The 20,389-nt window shown below is 58.7% G+C and carries 16 protein-coding genes; 13 read left to right on the plus strand and 3 right to left on the minus strand.

The annotated features are described in order from the left end of the window. Window positions 1–42: 42 nt before the first annotated feature. The 5 genes from RBT76_10500 to RBT76_10520 all read left to right on the plus strand — a co-directional run bounded on the left by RBT76_10500 (window position 43) and on the right by RBT76_10520 (window position 7,641). The gene (locus RBT76_10500) at window positions 43–2,304 is read left to right on the plus strand and encodes a LysM peptidoglycan-binding domain-containing protein (GenBank protein MDX9858211.1); all 2,262 of its coding nucleotides are present in this window, start codon (window positions 43–45) and stop codon (window positions 2,302–2,304) included. Between the two features lie 18 nt (window positions 2,305–2,322). After that, entirely contained in the window at window positions 2,323–3,237 is a 915-nt protein-coding gene (gene sppA, locus RBT76_10505; protein ID MDX9858212.1) for a signal peptide peptidase SppA, read from the plus strand. 187 nt (window positions 3,238–3,424) lie between these two features. Next, window positions 3,425–3,727, plus strand: a complete 303-nt coding sequence (locus RBT76_10510) for an HU family DNA-binding protein (protein MDX9858213.1) — start codon at window positions 3,425–3,427, stop codon at window positions 3,725–3,727. A 317-nt stretch (window positions 3,728–4,044) separates the two neighbouring features. Next, the gene (locus tag RBT76_10515; protein ID MDX9858214.1) at window positions 4,045–6,321 is read left to right on the plus strand and encodes a T9SS type A sorting domain-containing protein; all 2,277 of its coding nucleotides are present in this window, start codon (window positions 4,045–4,047) and stop codon (window positions 6,319–6,321) included. 87 nt (window positions 6,322–6,408) lie between these two features. Next, a complete protein-coding gene (locus RBT76_10520; GenBank protein ID MDX9858215.1) occupies window positions 6,409–7,641 on the plus strand; it encodes a hypothetical protein in 1,233 nt (410 codons plus the stop codon). A 152-nt stretch (window positions 7,642–7,793) separates the two neighbouring features. Here the strand turns inward: RBT76_10520 and RBT76_10525 are convergent, their stop codons facing one another. From RBT76_10525 to purD, 3 genes are all read right to left on the minus strand, one after another. Beyond that, window positions 7,794–8,690, minus strand: a complete 897-nt coding sequence (locus tag RBT76_10525; GenBank protein MDX9858216.1) for a tetratricopeptide repeat protein — start codon at window positions 8,688–8,690, stop codon at window positions 7,794–7,796. Between the two features lie 67 nt (window positions 8,691–8,757). After that, window positions 8,758–9,204: a 5-(carboxyamino)imidazole ribonucleotide mutase gene (purE, locus tag RBT76_10530; GenBank protein ID MDX9858217.1), complete on the minus strand. Its 447-nt coding sequence runs from the start codon at window positions 9,202–9,204 to the stop codon at window positions 8,758–8,760. Window positions 9,205–9,213: 9 nt separating this feature from the next. Then, on the minus strand, window positions 9,214–10,488 hold the full coding sequence (purD, locus tag RBT76_10535; GenBank protein MDX9858218.1) for a phosphoribosylamine--glycine ligase: 1,275 nt from the start codon (window positions 10,486–10,488) through the stop codon (window positions 9,214–9,216). A gap of 332 nt (window positions 10,489–10,820) precedes the next feature. Here purD and RBT76_10540 point away from each other — a divergent pair, with 332 nt between their 5' ends. From RBT76_10540 to grpE, 8 genes are all read left to right on the plus strand, one after another. Next, on the plus strand, window positions 10,821–12,998 hold the full coding sequence (locus RBT76_10540) for a M14 family zinc carboxypeptidase (protein MDX9858219.1): 2,178 nt from the start codon (window positions 10,821–10,823) through the stop codon (window positions 12,996–12,998). Window positions 12,999–13,196: 198 nt separating this feature from the next. After that, on the plus strand, window positions 13,197–13,874 hold the full coding sequence (locus RBT76_10545) for an outer membrane beta-barrel protein (protein ID MDX9858220.1): 678 nt from the start codon (window positions 13,197–13,199) through the stop codon (window positions 13,872–13,874). A 95-nt stretch (window positions 13,875–13,969) separates the two neighbouring features. Beyond that, window positions 13,970–15,316: a sigma-54 dependent transcriptional regulator gene (locus RBT76_10550; GenBank protein ID MDX9858221.1), complete on the plus strand. Its 1,347-nt coding sequence runs from the start codon at window positions 13,970–13,972 to the stop codon at window positions 15,314–15,316. 183 nt (window positions 15,317–15,499) lie between these two features. Further along, window positions 15,500–16,366, plus strand: a complete 867-nt coding sequence (locus RBT76_10555) for a hypothetical protein (GenBank protein ID MDX9858222.1) — start codon at window positions 15,500–15,502, stop codon at window positions 16,364–16,366. A gap of 18 nt (window positions 16,367–16,384) precedes the next feature. After that, the gene (locus tag RBT76_10560; GenBank protein MDX9858223.1) at window positions 16,385–18,103 is read left to right on the plus strand and encodes a DUF4384 domain-containing protein; all 1,719 of its coding nucleotides are present in this window, start codon (window positions 16,385–16,387) and stop codon (window positions 18,101–18,103) included. Between the two features lie 46 nt (window positions 18,104–18,149). Then, complete coding sequence (locus RBT76_10565) at window positions 18,150–18,482, plus strand: hypothetical protein (protein ID MDX9858224.1); 333 nt, start codon at window positions 18,150–18,152, stop codon at window positions 18,480–18,482. 178 nt (window positions 18,483–18,660) lie between these two features. Beyond that, window positions 18,661–19,701 (plus strand): heat-inducible transcriptional repressor HrcA, encoded by a 1,041-nt coding sequence (gene hrcA, locus RBT76_10570; GenBank protein MDX9858225.1) that lies wholly within the window; start codon window positions 18,661–18,663, stop codon window positions 19,699–19,701. Between the two features lie 23 nt (window positions 19,702–19,724). Further along, window positions 19,725–20,372, plus strand: coding sequence for a nucleotide exchange factor GrpE (grpE, locus tag RBT76_10575; GenBank protein ID MDX9858226.1), 648 nt, complete (start codon window positions 19,725–19,727; stop codon window positions 20,370–20,372). Window positions 20,373–20,389 lie beyond the last annotated feature (17 nt).

Below are 20,389 nucleotides of genomic sequence, written 5' to 3' on the forward strand. Positions count from 1 at the left end.
TAGTCTGATGACAAGAACCCGCAAGGCCTACAGGACTATGGTATGAAGGATTCAACAACGATTGCCCGCCCGACTCTCGCGCTTCTCACTGTCCTGCTGTTCGGAACGCTCGCCTTTACGAGCGGTTGCGGCGGTGGACAATCGCTGGCCTCGCCCGGCGTTTACGCAACTCAACCGGCAACCGACACGGCGTCGACCACCACCCCGCAGGCGCCCACCCGCGATGAAACAACCGGACCGCTGACGTACCGATACGGAAGCTCCAGCGAAGATCACGATCCGGGGGAAATTCCTGCCGACGATACAACCGCGGCAGTAACTGCCAGGAAGCCTATCGGCCATTCCTCGGGCCCACGCCTGAATCGTGCGGCCGGGCTGTACGGTATTGAGATTTACAACGAAGACTCCGCTGCGGCGGTCGACGACGACATCTGGCGGCTGTTCGATCTCGCAGAAGAGTACTATCAGATGGGCGTGATCGCCAACCGTGAAGCCAGTTGGGAAGAAGCCCAGTACTATTTCGAGAAGTCGCTTCGCATCATGGCCAATCTCGACGTCGAGGCCGACTCGTCGCTGACGCCGGAGGCGGTGAAGTACAACACCATTCTCGACAACATCGTCGCCGACTATCGCACGACGATGCGCTCGCTCGGCCGGCTCGAACAGGACGTCGCGCCATCGGTGCTGGTTGAACGATTCGGAGACCTGGAGCGCAATCTCAGCGACGACTCGATCATCGTTTATGAAGAGGAAATTCACCAGCCGGTAACCTACGACCTTCCCGTCGTCATGAACGAACGGGTCAAAAAGTCGATCGTCTACTTCCAGACCGTGGCACAGGATGCGTTCCGCAAGTACCTCAGCCGGTCCAAGAAGTACCGGTGGCTGTTTGAAGATGTGCTGCGTGAATACGGCCTGCCGCAGGATTTGGTTTATCTGTCGCTGGTGGAGTCCGGCTACAACCCCCATGCGTATTCATGGGCGCGCGCCATGGGACTCTGGCAGTTCATTTCATCCACCGGCCGCCTGTACGGACTCGATCGTGACTGGTGGATAGACGAACGCAAGGACCCGGTGAAGTCGACTCGCGCGGCCGCGCGGTTTCTGCGCGACCTGTACGAGAAATTCGGCGACTGGGAACTGGCGATGGCGGCCTACAACGGCGGACCGGGCCGGGTGGAACGGACTATGAAGAGCCAGAAGACGAGTGATTTCTGGAAACTTCGGTTGAAACGACAGACCATGGACTACGTTCCGCTGATCTATGCGGCCACGATTATCGCGAAAGACCCGGAGAAATACGGGTTCACCGATATCGAATTCGAAAATGAAATTCGGTGGGACGTGATCCACATCGACCGCTGCCTCGACCTCAAGGTCGTTGCGCGAGAGTTGGGCTGCACCTACCAGGAGTTGAAGGATTTGAATCCGGAACTCCTTCGCCAGTTCACGCCCCCCAACGAGAAGAACTACGCGCTGAAGATTCCGGTGGGTCACAAGGAGAAGTTTCTTGCCGCATACGACGGGATGCCGTCGCCCAAAGAGACCAGCTGGGTGCGGCACGAGATTCGCCGGGGAGAGACAATCAGTACGATTGCGGCTCGGTATGGCGTGTCGCAGTACGCGATTCTTGCGGCCAACAATCTCAACAACCGCTCGCGGATCTATGCCGGCAAGCACCTGATCGTTCCGGTGCCGCTCGATTCTCAGGAAGGCTCGGAATCGGTGAAGAATCGCACGTATGAGGCGGACGGTGCGGTCTACACGGTTCGATCCGGCGACACGATGTGGGACATTGCGAAGGCGTTTGGAACGACGGTCGCGGCGCTCCGCCGCGTGAACTATATCGAACAGGGCTCGCGCATCTATGTCGGCCAGAAACTGAAACTGCCGACCGACGCCAACAACGTGAACCGCAGCAATACGTCGCGCTATGCGACCCGTCAGCAGGATGAGCCCGCGACGATTTCTTCCAGCGACGGCGACCGGACGACATACGTGGTGCGCCGGGGCGACACCATCTGGGACATCGCCAAGAACCACGGCACATCGACAAGCGCCATCCGCGCGTTGAACGGACTCGGTCGGTCCAGCCGCATCTATCCCGGGCAGAAGCTGATTGTCAGCGGTTCGGGCAGCGCGGCCGGCGGCGGGTTTGTCGTCTACAAAGTCAAGCGCGGTGACACGCTTGCCCGTATCGCAAAGCAGTATAGGACTACCATATCGAGGATTGCTGCCTGGAACGGCATGACCGACCCGGACAACCTTCGGGTGGGTGACGAAATCAAAATCCTCGTACAATAACCCAAGCGAAAGCAGGATATGGCCAGGAAACGGGATGTCGTAATCGGGGTGATTATCGCGGGCGCCTTCATAGTGGCGTTCGGGATGTTCGCCCTGATATTTATCAGTCTGTTCTCCGAAACCGGGGGCGTCGGATTCGCCGGTATCGGCGGAGATGTCGGGGTGATCGAAGTGTTCGGAGTTCTGGACGAATCGATGGGGCGGGAGGTCATCCGGCAGTTGGACAAATGGGGCGAAGGCGGTTCTGTTAAAGCGCTGGTGCTCCATGTCAATTCGCCGGGAGGCGGCGTGGCCATCTCGCAGGAGATTTATGACGCCATCAATCGCGTGCGGGACAACGGAAAACCGGTCGTGGTGTCGATGGCGTCCGTGGCGGCATCGGGCGGCTATTACATTTCCTGTGCGGCCGATGCGATTGTCGCGAACCCGGGGACGCTGACCGGATCTATCGGGGTGATTATGCAGTTTCCGACGGCTGAGGGCCTGATGGAGAAGATCGGCCTGAAGTTGGAGACTGTCAAATCCGGTGAACTGAAAGACGTTGGTTCGTTCGACCGGGACATGACCGAGGAGGAAGAGCTGATGCTTCGGTCGGTCGTGATGGATACCTACGAGCAGTTTGTCGAGGTGGTGGCGGAGGGTCGGGGGAAGGATCGCGAAGAGGTGTATGTAGTTGCGGACGGTTCGATATACACGGGGCATCAGGCGTACAATCTCGGTCTGGTGGATAGTCTTGGAGGTTTGAACGAGGCCATTCATCTAGCGGCCGAGATGGCCGGTCTGACCGGCGAACCGTCGGTGGTGCGGCCGTATCGTCGCGAGCAGGTTGGTCTGCTTGATCTTCTCGGGTCGTTTTCCGATGTGGCCCAGCGGGTTACGGCGACGGTGGACCGGGGGATGTTGGGTCCGCAGGTGCTGTATTTGTATCAGTAGTCGGGCGGCCAAAAATCAATGACGGGGCCGAAAAAAACTGTAGACAAGGCTCTGATTTTTCTTTTTCTTTTGTGGTGCTCGGATTATCTTCCGTAACCACAATAGCTTATCGGATCGGTGAAAGCTGAGAGGATGGGGAAGCGCGCTGCATGGAAGTAAGCAAAGGAATTGGTAAACATAGACGACTCTGTCGAGGGAGGAAGCTGTGACAAAAGCGGACCTGGTCGAGAAGGTAGCGGAGAAGACCGGATTAACTCGCACCGATGTCGCCGTGGTTGTCGATTCATTTCTTGACACCGTGAAGAGATCGGTAGAGGCCGGACACAACATTGAAATCCGCGGATTCGGGACGTTCAAGATTAAGCTTCGCAAAGCACGCAAAGCGCGCAATCCTCGCACTGGTGAGGTCGTGCCCGTGCCGGACCGGAAGGTGCCTGTGTTCAAGCCGTCCAATGAGTTCAAGAACATGATCACCAAACTCGGGATTTAACTGTGTGAAACAAACGTGGAGGATCAATGCCCAGCGGGAAGAAGCGGAAACGCCAGAAGATCAAGACGCATAAACGGAAAAAAAGAAGACGCGCCAACCGTCATAAAAAGAAAAACCGCTAATCGGTAGACGGAAACGATTGACCGGTCCTACGGGTATCCGGTTCCCTCCACGCACAGATAGAACGGCCGGCTCACCACCGGCCGGGTTGCTGGTCACAATAGCAAGTTGCACCCAGTCAACGGCTTGCGTGAACCCGGTCAAGATTACACGCCCACGCCCCTGCGTGGGCATTTTTTTTGCCCTCTTTCGGCAGGATGAATACCAGGCGGCTTGTTCACACCCTGCTGGCCGCGGCCACCTGTGTGGTCGCTGCGGCGGTCGCACGCGCTGATGTCGACGACTTCCGGGTTAACGACGACGGCGGGACGGCGATTCAAACCAATCCGCGCATAGCGGTTGCCGCCGACGGCAGTTTCGTCATTGCATGGGCGGATCGCCGTGCAGGGGAAAACGATATCTACGTGCAGCGCTATGATGGGTCCGCGAATGCAATCGGATTCAATCGTCGCGCCAACGATGATACCAATATGGCATGGCAGGCGGAACCGTCGCTGGCGTGCGATTTTTCCGGCCGGTACTGGCTCACGTGGAAAGATTACCGCAACGGTGTATATCCTTTTGACGCCGACATTTACTTCCAGCGATACGACACCGGCGGGGCGCTGCTCGGCGGTAATCGCGACCTGACGCTGGAGCCGCCGGACTCGCTGAAGGAAACGCCCGATATCGCCGTCTCGCCGACCGGGGCGGTGGTGGTGGTCTGGGCCGATTATCGAAATTTGCATTGGGATATCTACGGGCAACTGATCGGCTCCGACGGCAGTCTGGTCGGCAGCAACTTCCGCGTCAATACCGATGCCGGCACGGGGCAGCAGCACGCGCCGCGTGTCGCGTACGCCGAGGACGGCTGGTTTGTCGTCGCCTGGTACGACAACCGTCTCGGCAACGACGATATTTTCGTGCAGCGTTTTGATTCGCTCGCTCAGCCGCTTGGGGGCAACGTCAAGGTCAACTCCGATCCGGGCGATGCCCGGCAGGCGTTTCCCGACGTTGCGACCGACGCCGCCGGACGGTTCACGGTCGTCTGGGTGGACTGGCGCAACGGCCGTTATCCCGCAAATCCCGATATATATTCCCGCACGTTCAACACCGCACTGACGCCGATAAACTCCGACGTGCGGTTGAACACCGACGGCACGGTCCGGGCTCAGCGGGAAGCGACGATTGCGGCGGATCGCCTCGGAAACGTCGCGATCATCTGGTCAGACTCGATCGGTTCATCGTTTGACATCGTGGGGCAGATGATTGACGCCGACGGCGTCGTGCGCGAAGCCAATTTTCAGGCAAACAGCTATGTGGATTCGGCTCAGATTCAGGCCGATGTCGCGCTGGACGGTCGCTTCCGTTACCTCACGTGGGTTGACAAGCGCAACGGCAACTTCGATATCTACGCAGCGATTCAGGAGTACAACGACCCGACCCTGTCGGCCGCGCCCCTGTTCATTACGTTCGAAATGAACGAGTCAGGAACGCCGCCTGAGTCGGCCGGTCTGATCATCAGCCACGCCGGATACAACCCCATCCCGTTTGAGATTATCGCAAGCGAGTCGTGGGTGCAGGTGTCGCCGTCGGACGGTACGTCGGTCGATACGGTAGCTGTCTCCGTGGTCGACAATACACTCGCGCCGGGGTCTTACCTGGCGACGCTGACGATCATCGATACGGCACACGACGACTCAAGTCTGACCGTCCCGGTGACGTTGACGGTGAACGACGTGATAGAGCCGTCGCTGGGGGACACACTGATTATCGGTTCGGCGGTCGTCGCGCGGCAAAGCGTTGGTTCCGTGCCGATTGACGTTCGGCTGAACCGTACTGTCTCAGAGGTCGTTTTGCCGCTCCGGTACGACACGTCGGTTGTGAGGATCGATTCGGCCGTGGCGGACCCGGGTCTTCCGACGGGATACGAGTTCTCGTTCGAGATCGATGACATCGCAGGAGAGACGAGGCTCTCGATCCGGTATGACACGTTGTCCGGTTCGCTGGGAGCCGGGGCTACGCCTCTCGCCGAAATATTCTTCACGGCAGGCGATGTAGATGCACGCATGCCGCTTGATACGGCGCATAACGATACGCTGATCGCATTACTGGCTGACACGGCCGGTGATTCGGTCGCCCCGGTCGTACTGCCCGGCGAGATTGTTGTGGGGACGCCTACCGATGTCGGCACGCACACCGGGCCGGCGATTCCGGGAGAAGTGACGCTTTATCAGAACTGGCCGAACCCGTTCAATCTCGAGACCACGATTCGGTTCCACGTGCCCGCCGAGAGCAAGCTTCGGCTTGCGATTTACAATGTTCTCGGTCAGCTGGTTTCCGCCTCAACCGAGCTGGTATTGCCGGCCGGCGAGCACGAACTGCGCTGGGACGGTTCCGACCGGCAGGGACGAGCCGTGTCTTCCGGTGTGTATTTCTATCGACTGGAGTACGCCGGCGGACATTCCACGCGCAAGATGCTCCTGCTGAAGTAATCTCCGCCTCAGAGCCCATTTTTCCGAACCTTGCGGCCTCATTTTCGTACACCAGAGCAGGTGTGGAAACGGTTGTACGGAGGACACATGCGGCTGAAAATGACAATCCTGCTGGGTGCGCTGATCGCGAGCGCCGCCGGAGTAGCGCTCGCCGACAACAGCGGGCGCATATACGGTCGGGTACTGCTTGCCGACGGCGACGAACTGGAGGGGCTGATCCGCTGGGACAAAAACGAGGCGAACTGGGTTGACATGCTCAACGGGACCAAGGAGCTCTCTGAGCGCGACCAGCGCCGCGCCAGAGATGAGGAGCGCACAGAGCGAAGGGGGGAAATCCGCTTTTTCGGTATTCGAATCGGCGAGTCCAGCGACTGGTCGTCGAGCGCATCGAGCGGCATCCGGTTCGGCCACATCAGATCGGTAGAGGCGATGGGGGACGACCGTGCGCTGGTGACGCTCAAGTCGGGCCGGGAGGTCGAGCTGACAGGCAGTTCCACCGATCTCGGATCCGGCATGCGCGATTTCGTCATCGAGGATAACGATGGCGGCGAGGTCGAGTTGGTCTGGGACGATATCGAAAAGATCGAATTCATGGCAGCCCGCACCGATCAGCGCTCCCGTTTTGGCGACCGCCTGTACGGCACCCTTCAGACGCGCCGGGGGGAGACGTTCACCGGCTTTATATGCTGGGACATCGACGAGTTGTTCACCAGTGACATTCTCGACGGCGAGGAGAACAACCGCTCCCGAAAGATTCCCTTCGACAAGATACAGGCGATCGAACGGTACAGTTCATCGGCCGCGAGAGTCTACCTCACCGGCGGCGACGAAGTCATTCTGCGCGGCACCAATGACGTGGACGACGACAACCGGGGAATCGTCGTGTCCGATCCGGGGTTCGGCGACGTGATCGTCTCCTGGGGAGAATTCGACCGCGTGGATTTCTCGACGCCGACCAAGCAGATCGGATACGATGACTTCGACGGCGGGCGTCCGCTGCAGGGTACGGTTTATACGGACGCCGGCGACCGCCACACCGGGACGATACGCTGGGACAACGACGAGGAGTACACGTGGGAGATAATCGATGGTGAGTACCGCGATGTCGAGTACGACATCGAGCTGGGCGCCATCAAGGAGATTCGTCGCCGGGGTCGCAGCGGCGCGATCGTAACGGTGCTTGACGGCCGGGAGTTTCAGCTTCGGGATTCCAACGACATCGACGACAGCAACAAAGGGATCTTCATTACCACCTCCGACGGCGACGAGGTCGTGGTGGATTGGGAAGAGTTCGACCGCGTGGTCTTCGATCACAAGTGACGATGTTCATCAGCCGTTAACAACGGTATCGCGATAAAAGGGCCACCCGGTCTGGCGGGCGGCCTTTTTTTTGTGTGCCGGCGCGACAGGCACAAAAAACCCGCCGGTGGATAGCCGACGGGTTTACGAAATCGATTATCGACTGGATACGGTTAGTTCAACTTGGCATGTTCCAGAGCATCGCGCAGTTCTTTGACGTGAGCCTCGGCCTGCGCGACTTCCGACTTCGCCTTCGGGTTGTTCTTGGCAAGACGGATGAAGGACTCCCAGTTGGTGATATTCCGGTCGTAATTCTCCGGATCGGCGAATTCCATCGCTGAAGCGTAGTTGTAGGCCGCCAGGTACTTCTTGCCGTCAGCCGCGAGGGCTTTCTTGAACGCGGCGCCCGCCTGCGTGTACTTTTCCTGTCCCATGTAAATCTGGCCGAGGGCGAAGTGCGCCGAGTAGTTGTCTTCGAGCTGGATAGACTTGTTCAGCGCTTCGACCGCCTTGGCGTCCTGGCCGAGCTTGTCGTACGAGCGCCCGACCATGAGATACGTCAGATAGTCGCCCGCGTTGAGCGAATGGCACTTCTCGAGGGCCGTGACGGCGTTCGCCTCGTCTTTGTTCTGGTAGTACGCCTTACCAAGATCGCGATACAGGGAGCCGTCCTGACCGTTATTGGCGATAGCCTTCTGGAAGGCGTCAATCGCTTCCGGATAGCGCCGGAGGGTATAGTCAACACGGCCCATATTGGCAAACGCATCGGCGCTCTTCGGATTCTTCTCCGCAGCTTTGCGGAACTGCTCGAGCGCTTCCTCGTACTGCTTCTGTTCGAAGTATATCGCGCCGAGGTTCATATAGGCATCGGCAAAGTTGGGATCAAACTGGATAGCGGACTGATAGGCGAGGATAGCCTCTTCGGACTTGCCCTCCTGAGTCGCCTTTATGCCCGCATTGAGCATTTCTTTCGCTTTTAGTGTGTCGACGGCGGCCTGCCCGCTCGGCGCGACAAACAGGGCCGCAAACACGGCGATGACCGCAAGACAGAGTAGGTGGTTCCTTCTCATACGCACTCCTTTCGAGTCGGTATCATACAGTGGTAATACACAATCCGGCGGGAAATGATCCCAAATACTATAGCGATTGCCTGTGCTGGACAAGCGCCCGCTTGACGTCGTCATGCTTCAGTGCGAGTATACGTGCAGCCAAAATGGCGGCATTTTTCGCCCCGGGCGAACCGATCGCGACCCCGGCCACCGGTATTCCGGGCGGCATCTGAACGACCGACAGCAGCGAGTCCAGACCGTCCAGCGCGCCCGGCAACGGCACCCCGATCACGGGCAGCAGCGAATGGGCCGCCGCGACCCCCGGCAATGCGGCCGACAAACCGGCCATCGCGATTATCACTTCAAAACCATTGGCTTGCGCCTCCGTGGTCAGGCGAGCCGTCTTTTCCGGGTGGCGGTGCGCCGATGATATTTCGATCACGCCTTCGATCTGCAGAGCGGTCAACTGCTCCCGGCACTTCTCCGCGTACTCCATGTCGTTTTTTGAGCCGAGGAGAATCAGTACTTTTGGCATATTCATTTCCTATGCTTCGGTCGGCGCCAACACCCGGTATCCGATGTCTCGACGATAAGTGACGCCGTCATATGAAATCTGTTTAGCAACTTCGTATGACTTCACCAATGCCGATTTGAGGTCGGTGTTGATGCCTACGACGCCGAGAACCCGACCCCCTGCTGTCACTAACGCCTTGCCGTCGCGGCGGGTTCCAGCGTGGAACACCACGCTTCCGTCGCCCCAGGTCTTGCGCAGGCCGTTAATCGGGGCGCCGGTCTTGTATTTTCCGGGATATCCCCGGGAGGTCAGCACGACGCACGCCGCCGCGCCGTTTAGCCAGTCGAGTTTGGGGATATTCGCCAACTTCTTATCTGCCACCGCCTTCATGACTTCGGCCAGATCCGTCTTCAAGAGCGGCAAGACGGCCTGTGTCTCCGGATCACCGAACCTGCAATTGAACTCAAGGACTTTTGGTCCCTCGGGAGTCAACATCAGTCCGGCGTACAGTACTCCACGATACGGAATGTTCTCGGCCCGGAATCCGGCGACTGCCGGCTCCAGCACAAACTGGTTGATGGTCTCCATGATTTCCGGGGTCACAAAGGACGTGGGGCAGTATGCCCCCATGCCGCCGGTGTTGGGTCCCTTGTCGCCTTCAAGCGCCTGTTTGTGGTCCTGACTCGGCAGCAGCGGCAGGACCGTCTTGCCGTCGGTGATCGCCATGACGCTGACTTCCTGACCGCGAATGTACGATTCGATGACGATTCGTTTACCGGCCGGGCCGAAGACGTTGTTGAGCATGATATCTTCGATAGTCTTGTTGGCTTCGTCGATGGAGTGGACGACGACCACGCCCTTGCCGGCAGCGAGGCCATCCGCCTTTATGACGGCCGGGTAGGCAAGAGACTTGCAGAATCCCATCGCTTCCGCGGCCGATTCGAAGACGCGGAACGGCGCGGTCGGAATGTGGTACTTCTGCATAAACTGCTTGGCGAATGCCTTGCTCGATTCGATCTGCGCGGCCTTCTTCTCGGGGCCGAAAATCCGGAGTTTTCGGCGCTGAAACTCATCGGCGATGCCGGAGGCGAGGGGTTGTTCCGGCCCGACCACGGTGAGGCCGATCTTGTTGCGCTGGGCAAAGTCAACCAGCGCTTTGATATCAGTCACTTTGATATTGACGCACTTGGCGTCCTGCGCGATACCGGCGTTGCCCGGGGCGCAGAAAATCCGGTCCACTTTCGGGGACTGCTTCAGTTTCCAGACCAGGGCGTGCTCGCGTCCGCCCGCTCCGACTACCAGCACGGAGAGTCTCTGGCCCTGGGGGCCGCCTCCGCCACCACCGCGGCCGCCGCGACGAGGGCGGCTGCGACGGGAATTGGGATGTTGCCGGGGGGAGGGTCTGGAATCCTGTCCTGATGTCTGGTCTCTGCCCATGCTATTTCCCATAAACACTCAATTAAGCAAGTGAGCACTTCAATTTCAACACCTTTTTCTCTGGCGGCACCCCGCCAGAAATGGACAAAGACCTTGCCATCCAAGTAAAAAGGCGTATTTTCAAGTAGTTACACCCCTCACTATACCGATCTTTCGTCCGGCTCAGACTTAGGTGATTTGATCGATAAGGAGTACTCACAATGCATTTGCATCGTCGATTCCTCGCTTGCGTCGTTGCGCTATTGTTCTTCGTCGGATCGGCGGCGGCCGATAGCAATCCGCTCGTCAAGACCGAGAAGCTGTCCAAGGAGCAGGTGCGCCAGGTCTGGCGTATGGGGCTGGATATCGTGGAGGATGACGGCGGTCGGCTGTCGCTCATTTTGTGGCCGGGCGACGCCGCGAAGCTAGAGGCTTCCGGTATCGGCTATGAGACGGTTCACGCCGACATCACCGCCTTTTATCAGTCGCGCTACCCCGACAAGGACATAGAGACGATGGGCGGATTTCGGACCTATTCGGAGATTATCGCGTATCTCGACAGCCTGAGCGCTGCCAACCCGGCCATCTGCAGTCCACGCTTTTCGATCGGGCAGAGCTGGGAAGGGCGCGACCTGTGGGTGGTGAAAATATCGGACAATCACGCTGTCGACGAGGACGAGCCGGAAGTTTTCTACAACTCGCTGATCCATGCTCGCGAAGGGGCGTCGGCGGCGTCGGTCCTCCGGTACATGGAGTGGTTGCTGCAAAACTACGGCGTTGATCCGGAGGTGACAGAGGTCATCGACAATCGAGAGTTATTCTTCCTCCCGGTGCTCAATCCCGACGGATACGTATACAATCAGACGACTAATCCGTCGGGCGGCGGCATGTGGCGTAAGAACCGTCGTACGTCGGGCCAGCCGACCACGCCGGGGGTGGATCTGAATCGCAACTGGGGCTACCAGTGGGGCTACGACGACGAGGGATCATCGCCGAGCCCGTCGGACGTCACCTACCGCGGACCGTCGGCTTTCTCCGAGCCGGAGACACAGGCGGTGCGTGACTTCAGTCTCGCGCGCAATTTTACGATCGTACATAACGTCCATACGTACTCCAATCTCGTGCTGTGGCCGTGGGGATACGACTACGTCTATACCGACGAGGAGGAGTTCTTCCGTATTCTGGGCGACTCGATGGTGCAATACAACGGCTATTCGCCGGGGATTTCCTGGACGCTCTATCCGACCAACGGCGCGTCCGATGACTGGTATTGGGGAGACACGCTTTCCAAGCCGCGCACTATCTCGCTGACAACGGAAATCGGCGGCAGCTCCGATGGCTTCTGGCCGTCGCTCAGTCGCATCCCCGTGCTTGCGGAAGAAAACATCCTGCCGCATTTCTTTCTCGCCAAGATCGCCGATCGGCCTTACGCGCTGAAGCCGCCGGCGGCGCCGGTCGCCTCGGTTCCGGACAGTTCCGGCGGCGCCTTTACCGTGTCGTGGAGTCACAATGACACGGTCAATCCGGCGGTGACTTTCCGGCTGGTCGAACTGGGGGACCGACAGAGTGTCACCGACGACGCTGAAGCCGATTACGGGTACTGGCAGGTTGACACGTGGGGGCTGTCTACGACAAGAGCGTTCAGCGGCCTGCGGTCGTGGGCAACCGCCAGCGTCAGCCAGACCGACCATACGCTGACATCGGTTGATCCGTACGAAGTGAAGCCGAACGACTCGCTTCGCTTCCGTATCTGGTATGACATTGAATCGAACTGGGACTACTTGTACGTGCAGGTTTCCGTTAACGGCGGTCAGACGTTTGAAAGTCTGGCCAACGATCTGACCACGAACACCAATCCCAACGGCACCAATCGGGGTAACGGCATCACGGGTTCGTCGGGTGGATCGTGGTTGCTGACGAAATTCGACCTGTCGGCCTATGCGGGCCAACAGGTGTTTGTCCGGCTGTTGTATGCGACGGATGCGGCCGTGCTCAACGAAGGCGTCTGGGTCGATGATGTTGAGAACGTGGAGTTTTTCGGCGTGCAAACCGAGCTGGAATCAGCCACCGCTCAGACATCGTACGCATTTACGTCGCATGACGCGGGGGACTGGTGGTACCGCGTGACCGCGACCGATGCTGAGGGTCAGGAGTCGGTGTTTTCATCACTCGTGAAGACGAGCGTATCGCAGTCCTGGACGCTCGCCGATCTCAACGGCGATGAGCAGATTGACCTGAGCGATTTGATCTACTTTGTGAATTACCTGTTTCTTGGCGGTCCCGCGCCGTCTGTCTCCGAGGCCGCCGACGTTACCTGCGATAGCCTGGTTGATCTCAGCGACCTTATCTTTCTCGTCAACTTCCTCTTTACGGGTGGTCCGGCGCCGAGCTGTCCATAGAGCCCGTTTTTTCCACAGCGAATGTCAGTGGAGCCGAAAGCGACTTTTCAGTCGATTTCGGCTCCACATATTCAGTTGACAAAGCGTCTAATCGGTACGTATCTTGGCGTTTTCTTGATGGGAACTCGCCGGTCTGTTGGCCGGCCCGCATGATAGGTTGAAGTTTAGGGCTTTAGTTCTATAGTTAGGGATGCGGTAATGAAGACATTTTCCTTGGTGTGTGGGCTATTGTTGCTTGTGGGGTTCGGTGTTACCGCGGTGGCGCAGGACGAAGAGGCTGTGTATCAGGAGGAAGAAGGGTCGTATCTCGAGGTTGCCGTATACGGCGGGGCCACCATTCCCGCCTATAATCTGCCTGACTGGAGCGACTCGCTTGGCGCCAAGACCGGCTGGAACATCGGTTTCGACATCGGGTATTTTATCACCTACGATCTTGCGCTGGGTATCAACTTCACCTATGTACAGATGAACATCGATACGGATATCGAGGAGCTCTCGGCGAGTCAGAAGCACCAAATGTACAATCCGATGGTGTACATGAAGTACTACTGGTTCGGGGAAGAGACTAATTTTGCCCCGTATCTCAAGGGAATGGCGGGTCTCTACAACGTGAAATTTGCCACTGAGGTCACGGACTCCGACGGAAGCAACCGTCGCTTCCGTGAACTTTCATATTCCCCGGCGTTCGCATTTGGCGGTGGAGCGGGCCTGTTTTATTACATTCATGATTTCGGCGGCCTGTTTCTTGAGGCGACCTACCAGCACGCCCTCACCAAGAACTCGGAGAAGGATCTGTTCGGCAGCACGTACGTGTTCGATAATTACATCGGCGTCGTAAACGTGCATGCGGGTATCACGACGTTTTTTGAGCTGTAAGTTTTTCGCCGTTCACAAAGTGTGAGGCCCGACGGGTGCGCCGTCGGGCCTTTTTTGTGTTTGCACCGGGCGGGCGGACCCGCTACCATGCACGCATGAAAACGATCAAGCTTCTGGTTGTTGACGATGAGGCGCAGGCGCGCGACCTGCTGGCCGGATTCCTCGCCCGCCAGGGGTTTGAGGTCACGACCGCCGAGAACGGCGAGCAGGGACTACAGGCCTATCAGGATCTCTTCTCACCGATCGCTTTGATCGACCTGAAGATGCCCGGCATGTCGGGTCTCGAACTGCTGCGGCAGCTGCGCGAAATCAACCCGTTCATTCAGGTGATTGTCCTCACCGCTTTCGGATCGGTGGAGACGGCGGTCGAGGCGATGCGGCTGGGGGCCTACGATTATATCACCAAGCCGATCGAGGAGCTCGACGAGTTATTGCTGCGGCTGCAGAAAGCCGCCGAACAGAACCGGCTGGTGGTCGATAACCAGGTGATGGCGGAGCGTCTTGCTGATGCGTTTCCGCGCGCGGAGTTGATCGGCAACTCGCCGCAGATGCAGAAGGTGCGCGAGATGATTTCACTGGTGGCGCCCCGCGACGCCACCGTGCTTATCACGGGGCCCTCGGGGACGGGCAAGGAACTGGTGGCGCAGGCGATTCACGCGTTGTCCGCGCGGGCCGAGAAGCCGATGGTCGCGATCAACTGCGCCGCGTTTCCGGAGACATTACTCGAATCCGAGTTGTTCGGATTCGAGAAAGGCGCGTTCACGGGCGCCGAGCGGGCGAAACAGGGGCGGTTTGAACTGGCCGACAGCGGCACGCTGTTTCTCGACGAAATCGGCGAGATGCCGGTCACGATGCAGGTCAAGTTGCTGCGCGTCCTCGAGGAGCGGCAAATCGAACGGCTGGGATCCGTGAAATCGATCCCGCTGGATATCCGTATCATCGCAGCCACCAATCGGGATCTCGAGCAGATGATAAAGAATGGAGCTTTCCGTGAAGACTTGTACTATCGCCTGAACGTCATCAAAGTACATATGCCGCCGCTCGCGGAACGCTCCGGTGACGTGCTGCTGCTGGCCGATCGCTTCATCGAAAAGTACGCCAAAAAGATCGGCAAGGATGTCCGCGGAATCGATGGCGAGGCCGCCGCCCTGCTGACCTCGTACCGGTGGCCCGGCAATGTCCGCGAACTCGAGAATATCATCGAGCGATCGATCGTGCTCACGCGCAGCACATACCTCACGAAAGACGACCTGGTTGGCCTGTCGGCACGGACCCCGGAGTCGCCAATCGGTCCGATCCGCCCGCTATCCGACGTGGAACGGGACCACATTCTTCGCTGCCTGAACGAGCTTGACTGGAACCTCGGGTTAACCGCCGAGAAGCTCGGGATCCATCGCAACACTCTCCGATCGAAGATCAAGGAATACGGGCTCGCCCGCTGATCCCGACTCTCCTCACAGCTTCTGTGCACAGTCCTGTCGGCGCGCACAATTTCTGTGCGCAGACCGAGCGGTGACGGCTGCGCTAAATTGGGTAACAATATGTATATCAATACAATAGCGAAATTGGCACGTTTCTTGTTTTATATGCCGTCAGAAATGGAAAAAGTCATGAGGAGTAAGCCAATGAAAAAGATCATGGTCATAGCTGGTTTGGCGATGGTTTCGGCTTTTATGGCCGGATGCGATGATGATGATGACATCCTGGCTGTCGATACCGTTCCGGCAACACCGCAGGGCGTGTTTTCGGTTACCGGCGATGAGGAGATCTGGGTGCTGTTTAACGGCATATATGAGCGCGATGTGGACTACTACAACGTGTACCGCTCGTTTGACCCGATAAACGACTACGTGCGGATCGGCTCGGTGGACGCAGACTCCAATCACGCTCTTGACCTGGTTTTGTATCAGTATCATGACACCGGAGTTAACAACGGCGAGACCTACTATTACGCCGTGACGGCGGTTGATTTTGCGGGGCAGGAGTCGCCGTTGTCGGCGGAAAACGTATTTGACACCCCCCGCCCCGAGGGATCGCTGACCCTTGTTGCCAACGACAAACTCCCGGGCGGCGCCGGTTCCGGATTCAGCTTCTCGCTGGGGATGGCCGTTCCCGACACGTCGAGCTTCGCCGACATCTTTATCGATCGATTCGAAGGCGTCATGTATGTCAACGCGGGGCGTCCCATAACGGATCTTCAGGATATGGGATTCACCTCGTCTTTCGACGATATCGGCTGGGCGCCGGAGGAGGGCTGGTCCGAACTCGGTTATGCCGAATTGATTGTCGGTCACACGTATGTGGTCTGGACCGCGGACGAGAATTTCGCCAAGTTCCGCGTGGTTGCCATGTCCGGCACGCGTGAGTCGGTGGAAGTCCGCTGGGCGTATCAGACGGTCGTCGGAAACCCCGAACTCTCGATTCCGGGTCTCGGCGTGCCGCTCGATGCCGGCGTCTCTCCCCGTACACGAACGAATGTTCAAGAACGCTAATAGAAAGAAGGTGATTTCATGTTACGCTCCAAATACGCAACCGGGCTGCTGACGATCCTCATGATCGCCTGGGCGGCGATCGGGGGGGCGGCTCAGGAAATCGAACGGTATGATGGCGACGATCAGCCGATGTACTACAGCGATCGTCCAGGCATCGACCGCTACCTCGATGCCGAGGTATGGGTGGATCATGCCGACGGAGAGTATTATATCGGCGACGATATCGGCATCAATTTCCGCGTCAGCCGGGACGCCTTTGTGGCGATCTACACGGTCGATTCCCGCGGCTTGGTGAACCTGCTGTTTCCGTCGGACCCCTCCGAAGACAACTTCGTGCGGGGAGGCGAAACCTACCAGCTGCCGGGCCCGCGTGACAACTACGACCTGGTCGTGAGCGGTCCCGAAGGTATGGAGAACATCCAGATCATCGCGTCCCGCGAGCGTTTCCCGATCCCGAGCTGGTACGGCAATTCCGGGCTCGTGTGTGACTGGGACGACCGGTACGAGTTCATGGATTACGTCAACGGGAAGTACTTCATTCGGTACGACGGTCAGCGCTTCGCTTATGACCGGGCCGTGATTTTCGTCAACGAATGGGAGGAGTACTATTTCCGTCCGGTCTACTACCCGACGTATCCGAGCTGGTCGGTGAGCGGCAACGTTTACATCGACTATGGCTGGGGGCACTCCGTCTACATCAACGGCGTGTACTGGGGTTGCACACCGCTGTATGTTCCCCGGATCGCGGTCGGCTGGCACACGATCACGATCTTCGATCCGTGGGGCTACTGCTGGGAGAACGATTTCCACGTGAGCTACTACAACACGGTCGTGCTCAACCGGACGATCATCCAGCCGTCGCCGTCGATCAAGTCGAAGTACAAGATCGTGCGCGAGGCCGGTTATCGTGACCCCGTAGCAGCGGGTTATACGAACTATGTCGAGAAGACCAAGACGGTGCTCAAGCGCGACGTCACGGCCGGCAAGACCGTAACGAAGTCGGCCGGCCAGTCCGGCTCGATCGTCGGTTCCTCGGGCAAGTCGACTCGCGCGATGGCGTTTTCGCCCGACGAGGTGCAGGCCCCGTCTGCCAAGAAGTACGCGCGGGGTTCCACCGTCCTGAACAAGACCGACCGCGGGTATGAGACCGACCTGTCGGCAGGCGCTGCTTCCAAGGGCAGGTCAAGTTCGGTTCGTTCCAATACCTATCGTGCGACCAACAACGGCGCGTCCGACGTCGGTGAGGGCAGCCGGTACAAGAGCAAACGCGACGACTCTCCGTCGCAGGGCTCCTCCGGCTCGACCGGACAGACGAGCGGATATTACCAGAAGAAGTCCGGTTCGTCGGCGTCACGGTATGAGACGCGCGACCAGCGCGAAAGCCGGTCCGGGGATGAGTCCTCGTCCAGCGGCACGTACCGCAAGTCGAGATCATCCGAAGGTTCACCGAGCGGGACGGTAAAGGGGAAGTCGGACAACAACAGTGGCTCCAGTTACCGTCCGGCCAGGAAGTCGTCGGACGACCAGTCCTCTTCGAGCGGCGGCAGTTACCGCAAGACGCCGGCGCCGAGCAAGTCGAGTTCGGGTACCGTGAGGCAGTCGTCGCCCGCGCCGAGCAAGTCAGGTTCCGGTGCGGTGAAGCAGTCGTCGCCCGCGCCGCAGAAGTCCGGCAACAACTCAGGCGGCCGGAGTTCCAGCTCCAGCTCGTCAAGCAAAGGCAAGGGCAAGGACAGGTAACCCGCATGGATGCACAGGGGAATACCCGTGCCGAGGTGAAACGACCATGAAGCACGTGATGACATATCTGTTCTGTACGGTGTGGCTGATAGCGGCAGCGCTGCCGGCATCGGCGGTAGAGAAAAAAGGCAAGGACGAAAAGGCCAAAACCGAGCAGAGCAAGAAGACGACTCCACAAAAGGAGTTGTCGAAATCGGCGAAGGACACTACACAGAAGAAGTCGCCGTCATCGTCTCTCGCCCCGTCACAGCGCAAGTTCGATGACTTCATCGACAACAACAGGAACGGGATCGATGACCGTCGCGAAAATCTGAAGCGAAAAGCGCCGGTGAAAGTTGAGCCGAAAAAGAATGTCGATTCTGCCAAGACCAAACCGTAGCTAACTGTTCCGATTGGTCTGGAAGGCGGCCGTCTCGCAAGTCGAGGCGGCCGCTTTGTTTTTGGGCTAAGGCTACGGATCATTTCAACTTGACTCTGGTTACAAAAAGTGTAGATTGATAGACGCTCTGACACAATGACTGCCAAAATGGCAGTAAATGATACCGGGGTCAACCATCATGGCATTCGAGAACCTGACCGAACGCGAAAAGACTATCCTGCTGAATCTTATCACGTACTACATCCAGTCTGCAGATCCGGTCGGTTCACGCGTGATCGCGAACCGGTTCAAGATGGGGATATCGTCGGCCACGATCCGCAACACCCTGCAGGATCTCGAGGAACTGGGGCTGGTCGAACAGCCGCATACGTCGGCCGGTCGTGTCCCGACCGACCGAGGGTATCGTGTCTACGTTGACTATCTGCTCAAGCCGGAGCGTCTGAGTCCGACCGAGCAAAAGGCGATCCGCGATACGATCACGCGGGAAGGGCGGGGGATCAACGAGATGCTCGGGCAGACAGCGCGGCTGCTGGGGGATGTCACGCGGCAGCTCGGCGTGACGATCGCGCCGCGATTCGAGGCGGGTGTGCTCGAGAACCTTCGGCTTATATCGATTGCCGAGAATCGTGTGATGGTCGTTGTTGTGGTCCGGTCCGGCCTGGCCCGTTCCGTGATCCTCGAAGTCGAGGCGTCGTTCACCGACCGCGAGCTGGTGGAGGTGGAGTCGCTGCTGAATGAGAAGCTTTCGGGGCTCACCCTGGCGGAGATTCGGCAGACCCTGCAGGAGCGGCTTCAGAGCGTGAGCGGTCACGGCCGCCTGATCCAGCTGGTCGTCGATTCCAAGGAGCGGATCTGGACCGACGACACGGTCGGGAAGCTTCATATAGCCGGCGCCGATCATCTACTCGAGATGCCGGAGTTCGCCGACCGCGACCAGCTGACACAGATATTGAAAGTGCTCGAAGATCGCCGTGTGATCTCGGAATTCCTCAGCCAGGCCGATCAGGAGGGCCTGGTGATCACTATCGGCAAAGAGAGCAAGTTCGACGAAATCATGCACTGCTCGCTGGTGAAGTCCACCTACCGGGTGGGCAATATCACGGGTTCGATTGCCGTGATCGGTCCGACCCGCATGCCGTACAGCAAGCTCGTCTCGGTAGTGGAGTATACGGCGCGATCGATCACCGAAGTGTTGGCGGGCATGAATGAGGAGAAGTAGACACGCGAGAGGCATACACTATCATGAGCAGGGAAAAGGAAATCAAAGTTTCGTCATCGGAAGAAGGGGAAGCGGTCGACGCTCGTCAGGACGGAGTCGACGACGCCGCAGAGACGACGGGGGAGCGCGCCGGCGACACACCGGGGAGTGCACCGAACGACAGCGAGGCGCCGCCCGCGGAGCCCACGCCCGAGGAGAAGATCGCGTCGCTCGAAGACAAGTTGCTTCGGACGATGGCCGATTTTGAGAACTACCGGCGACGGACGGCGAACCAGTACGAGCAAACCATTCGGGCGGCCAACGACCGCCTGCTGCTGGACATTCTGGAGGTAGTGGACAATTTCGAGCGCGCTCTCCAGCATGCCGGTGAAGCTGCCGACGCCGAGTCGCTGCGCAAAGGGACCGAGCTCATTTACCATCAGCTCGTTGACCTTCTGGGTCGGTACAATCTCACGCCGATTGAGGCCGTGGGGCAGTCATTCGATCCGAATCTGCACGACGCCATGATGCAGACGCCGTCCGAGGAGTACGCCCAGGGTACGGTTGCGTTTGAGATTACGAAAGGGTATCTCAGGGGCGACCGGGTACTTCGGCACAGCCGGGTGGCGGTCAGCACCGGGCCGCCGAGCGCGGGCGAGTCGCAGGACGAGTCGAACGAGTCGCAGACGTGACTGCGGCGATCGTAGCT

This window comes from Candidatus Zixiibacteriota bacterium (assembly GCA_034003725.1).
In the GTDB taxonomy this organism is placed as follows: domain Bacteria; phylum Zixibacteria; class MSB-5A5; order GN15; family FEB-12; genus WJMS01.

Coding starts and splice junctions, on each gene's coding strand:
- RBT76_10500 (MDX9858211.1), top strand. CDS start 43: ATGAAGGATTCAACAACGATTGCCCGCCCGACTCTCGCGCTTCTCACT.
- sppA (MDX9858212.1), top strand. CDS start 2,323: ATGGCCAGGAAACGGGATGTCGTAATCGGGGTGATTATCGCGGGCGCC.
- RBT76_10515 (MDX9858214.1), top strand. CDS start 4,045: ATGAATACCAGGCGGCTTGTTCACACCCTGCTGGCCGCGGCCACCTGT.
- RBT76_10520 (MDX9858215.1), top strand. CDS start 6,409: ATGCGGCTGAAAATGACAATCCTGCTGGGTGCGCTGATCGCGAGCGCC.
- RBT76_10525 (MDX9858216.1), bottom strand. CDS start 8,690: ATGAGAAGGAACCACCTACTCTGTCTTGCGGTCATCGCCGTGTTTGCG.
- purE (MDX9858217.1), bottom strand. CDS start 9,204: ATGCCAAAAGTACTGATTCTCCTCGGCTCAAAAAACGACATGGAGTAC.
- RBT76_10540 (MDX9858219.1), top strand. CDS start 10,821: ATGCATTTGCATCGTCGATTCCTCGCTTGCGTCGTTGCGCTATTGTTC.
- RBT76_10545 (MDX9858220.1), top strand. CDS start 13,197: ATGAAGACATTTTCCTTGGTGTGTGGGCTATTGTTGCTTGTGGGGTTC.
- RBT76_10550 (MDX9858221.1), top strand. CDS start 13,970: ATGAAAACGATCAAGCTTCTGGTTGTTGACGATGAGGCGCAGGCGCGC.
- RBT76_10555 (MDX9858222.1), top strand. CDS start 15,500: ATGAAAAAGATCATGGTCATAGCTGGTTTGGCGATGGTTTCGGCTTTT.
- RBT76_10560 (MDX9858223.1), top strand. CDS start 16,385: ATGTTACGCTCCAAATACGCAACCGGGCTGCTGACGATCCTCATGATC.
- RBT76_10565 (MDX9858224.1), top strand. CDS start 18,150: ATGAAGCACGTGATGACATATCTGTTCTGTACGGTGTGGCTGATAGCG.
- hrcA (MDX9858225.1), top strand. CDS start 18,661: ATGGCATTCGAGAACCTGACCGAACGCGAAAAGACTATCCTGCTGAAT.
- grpE (MDX9858226.1), top strand. CDS start 19,725: ATGAGCAGGGAAAAGGAAATCAAAGTTTCGTCATCGGAAGAAGGGGAA.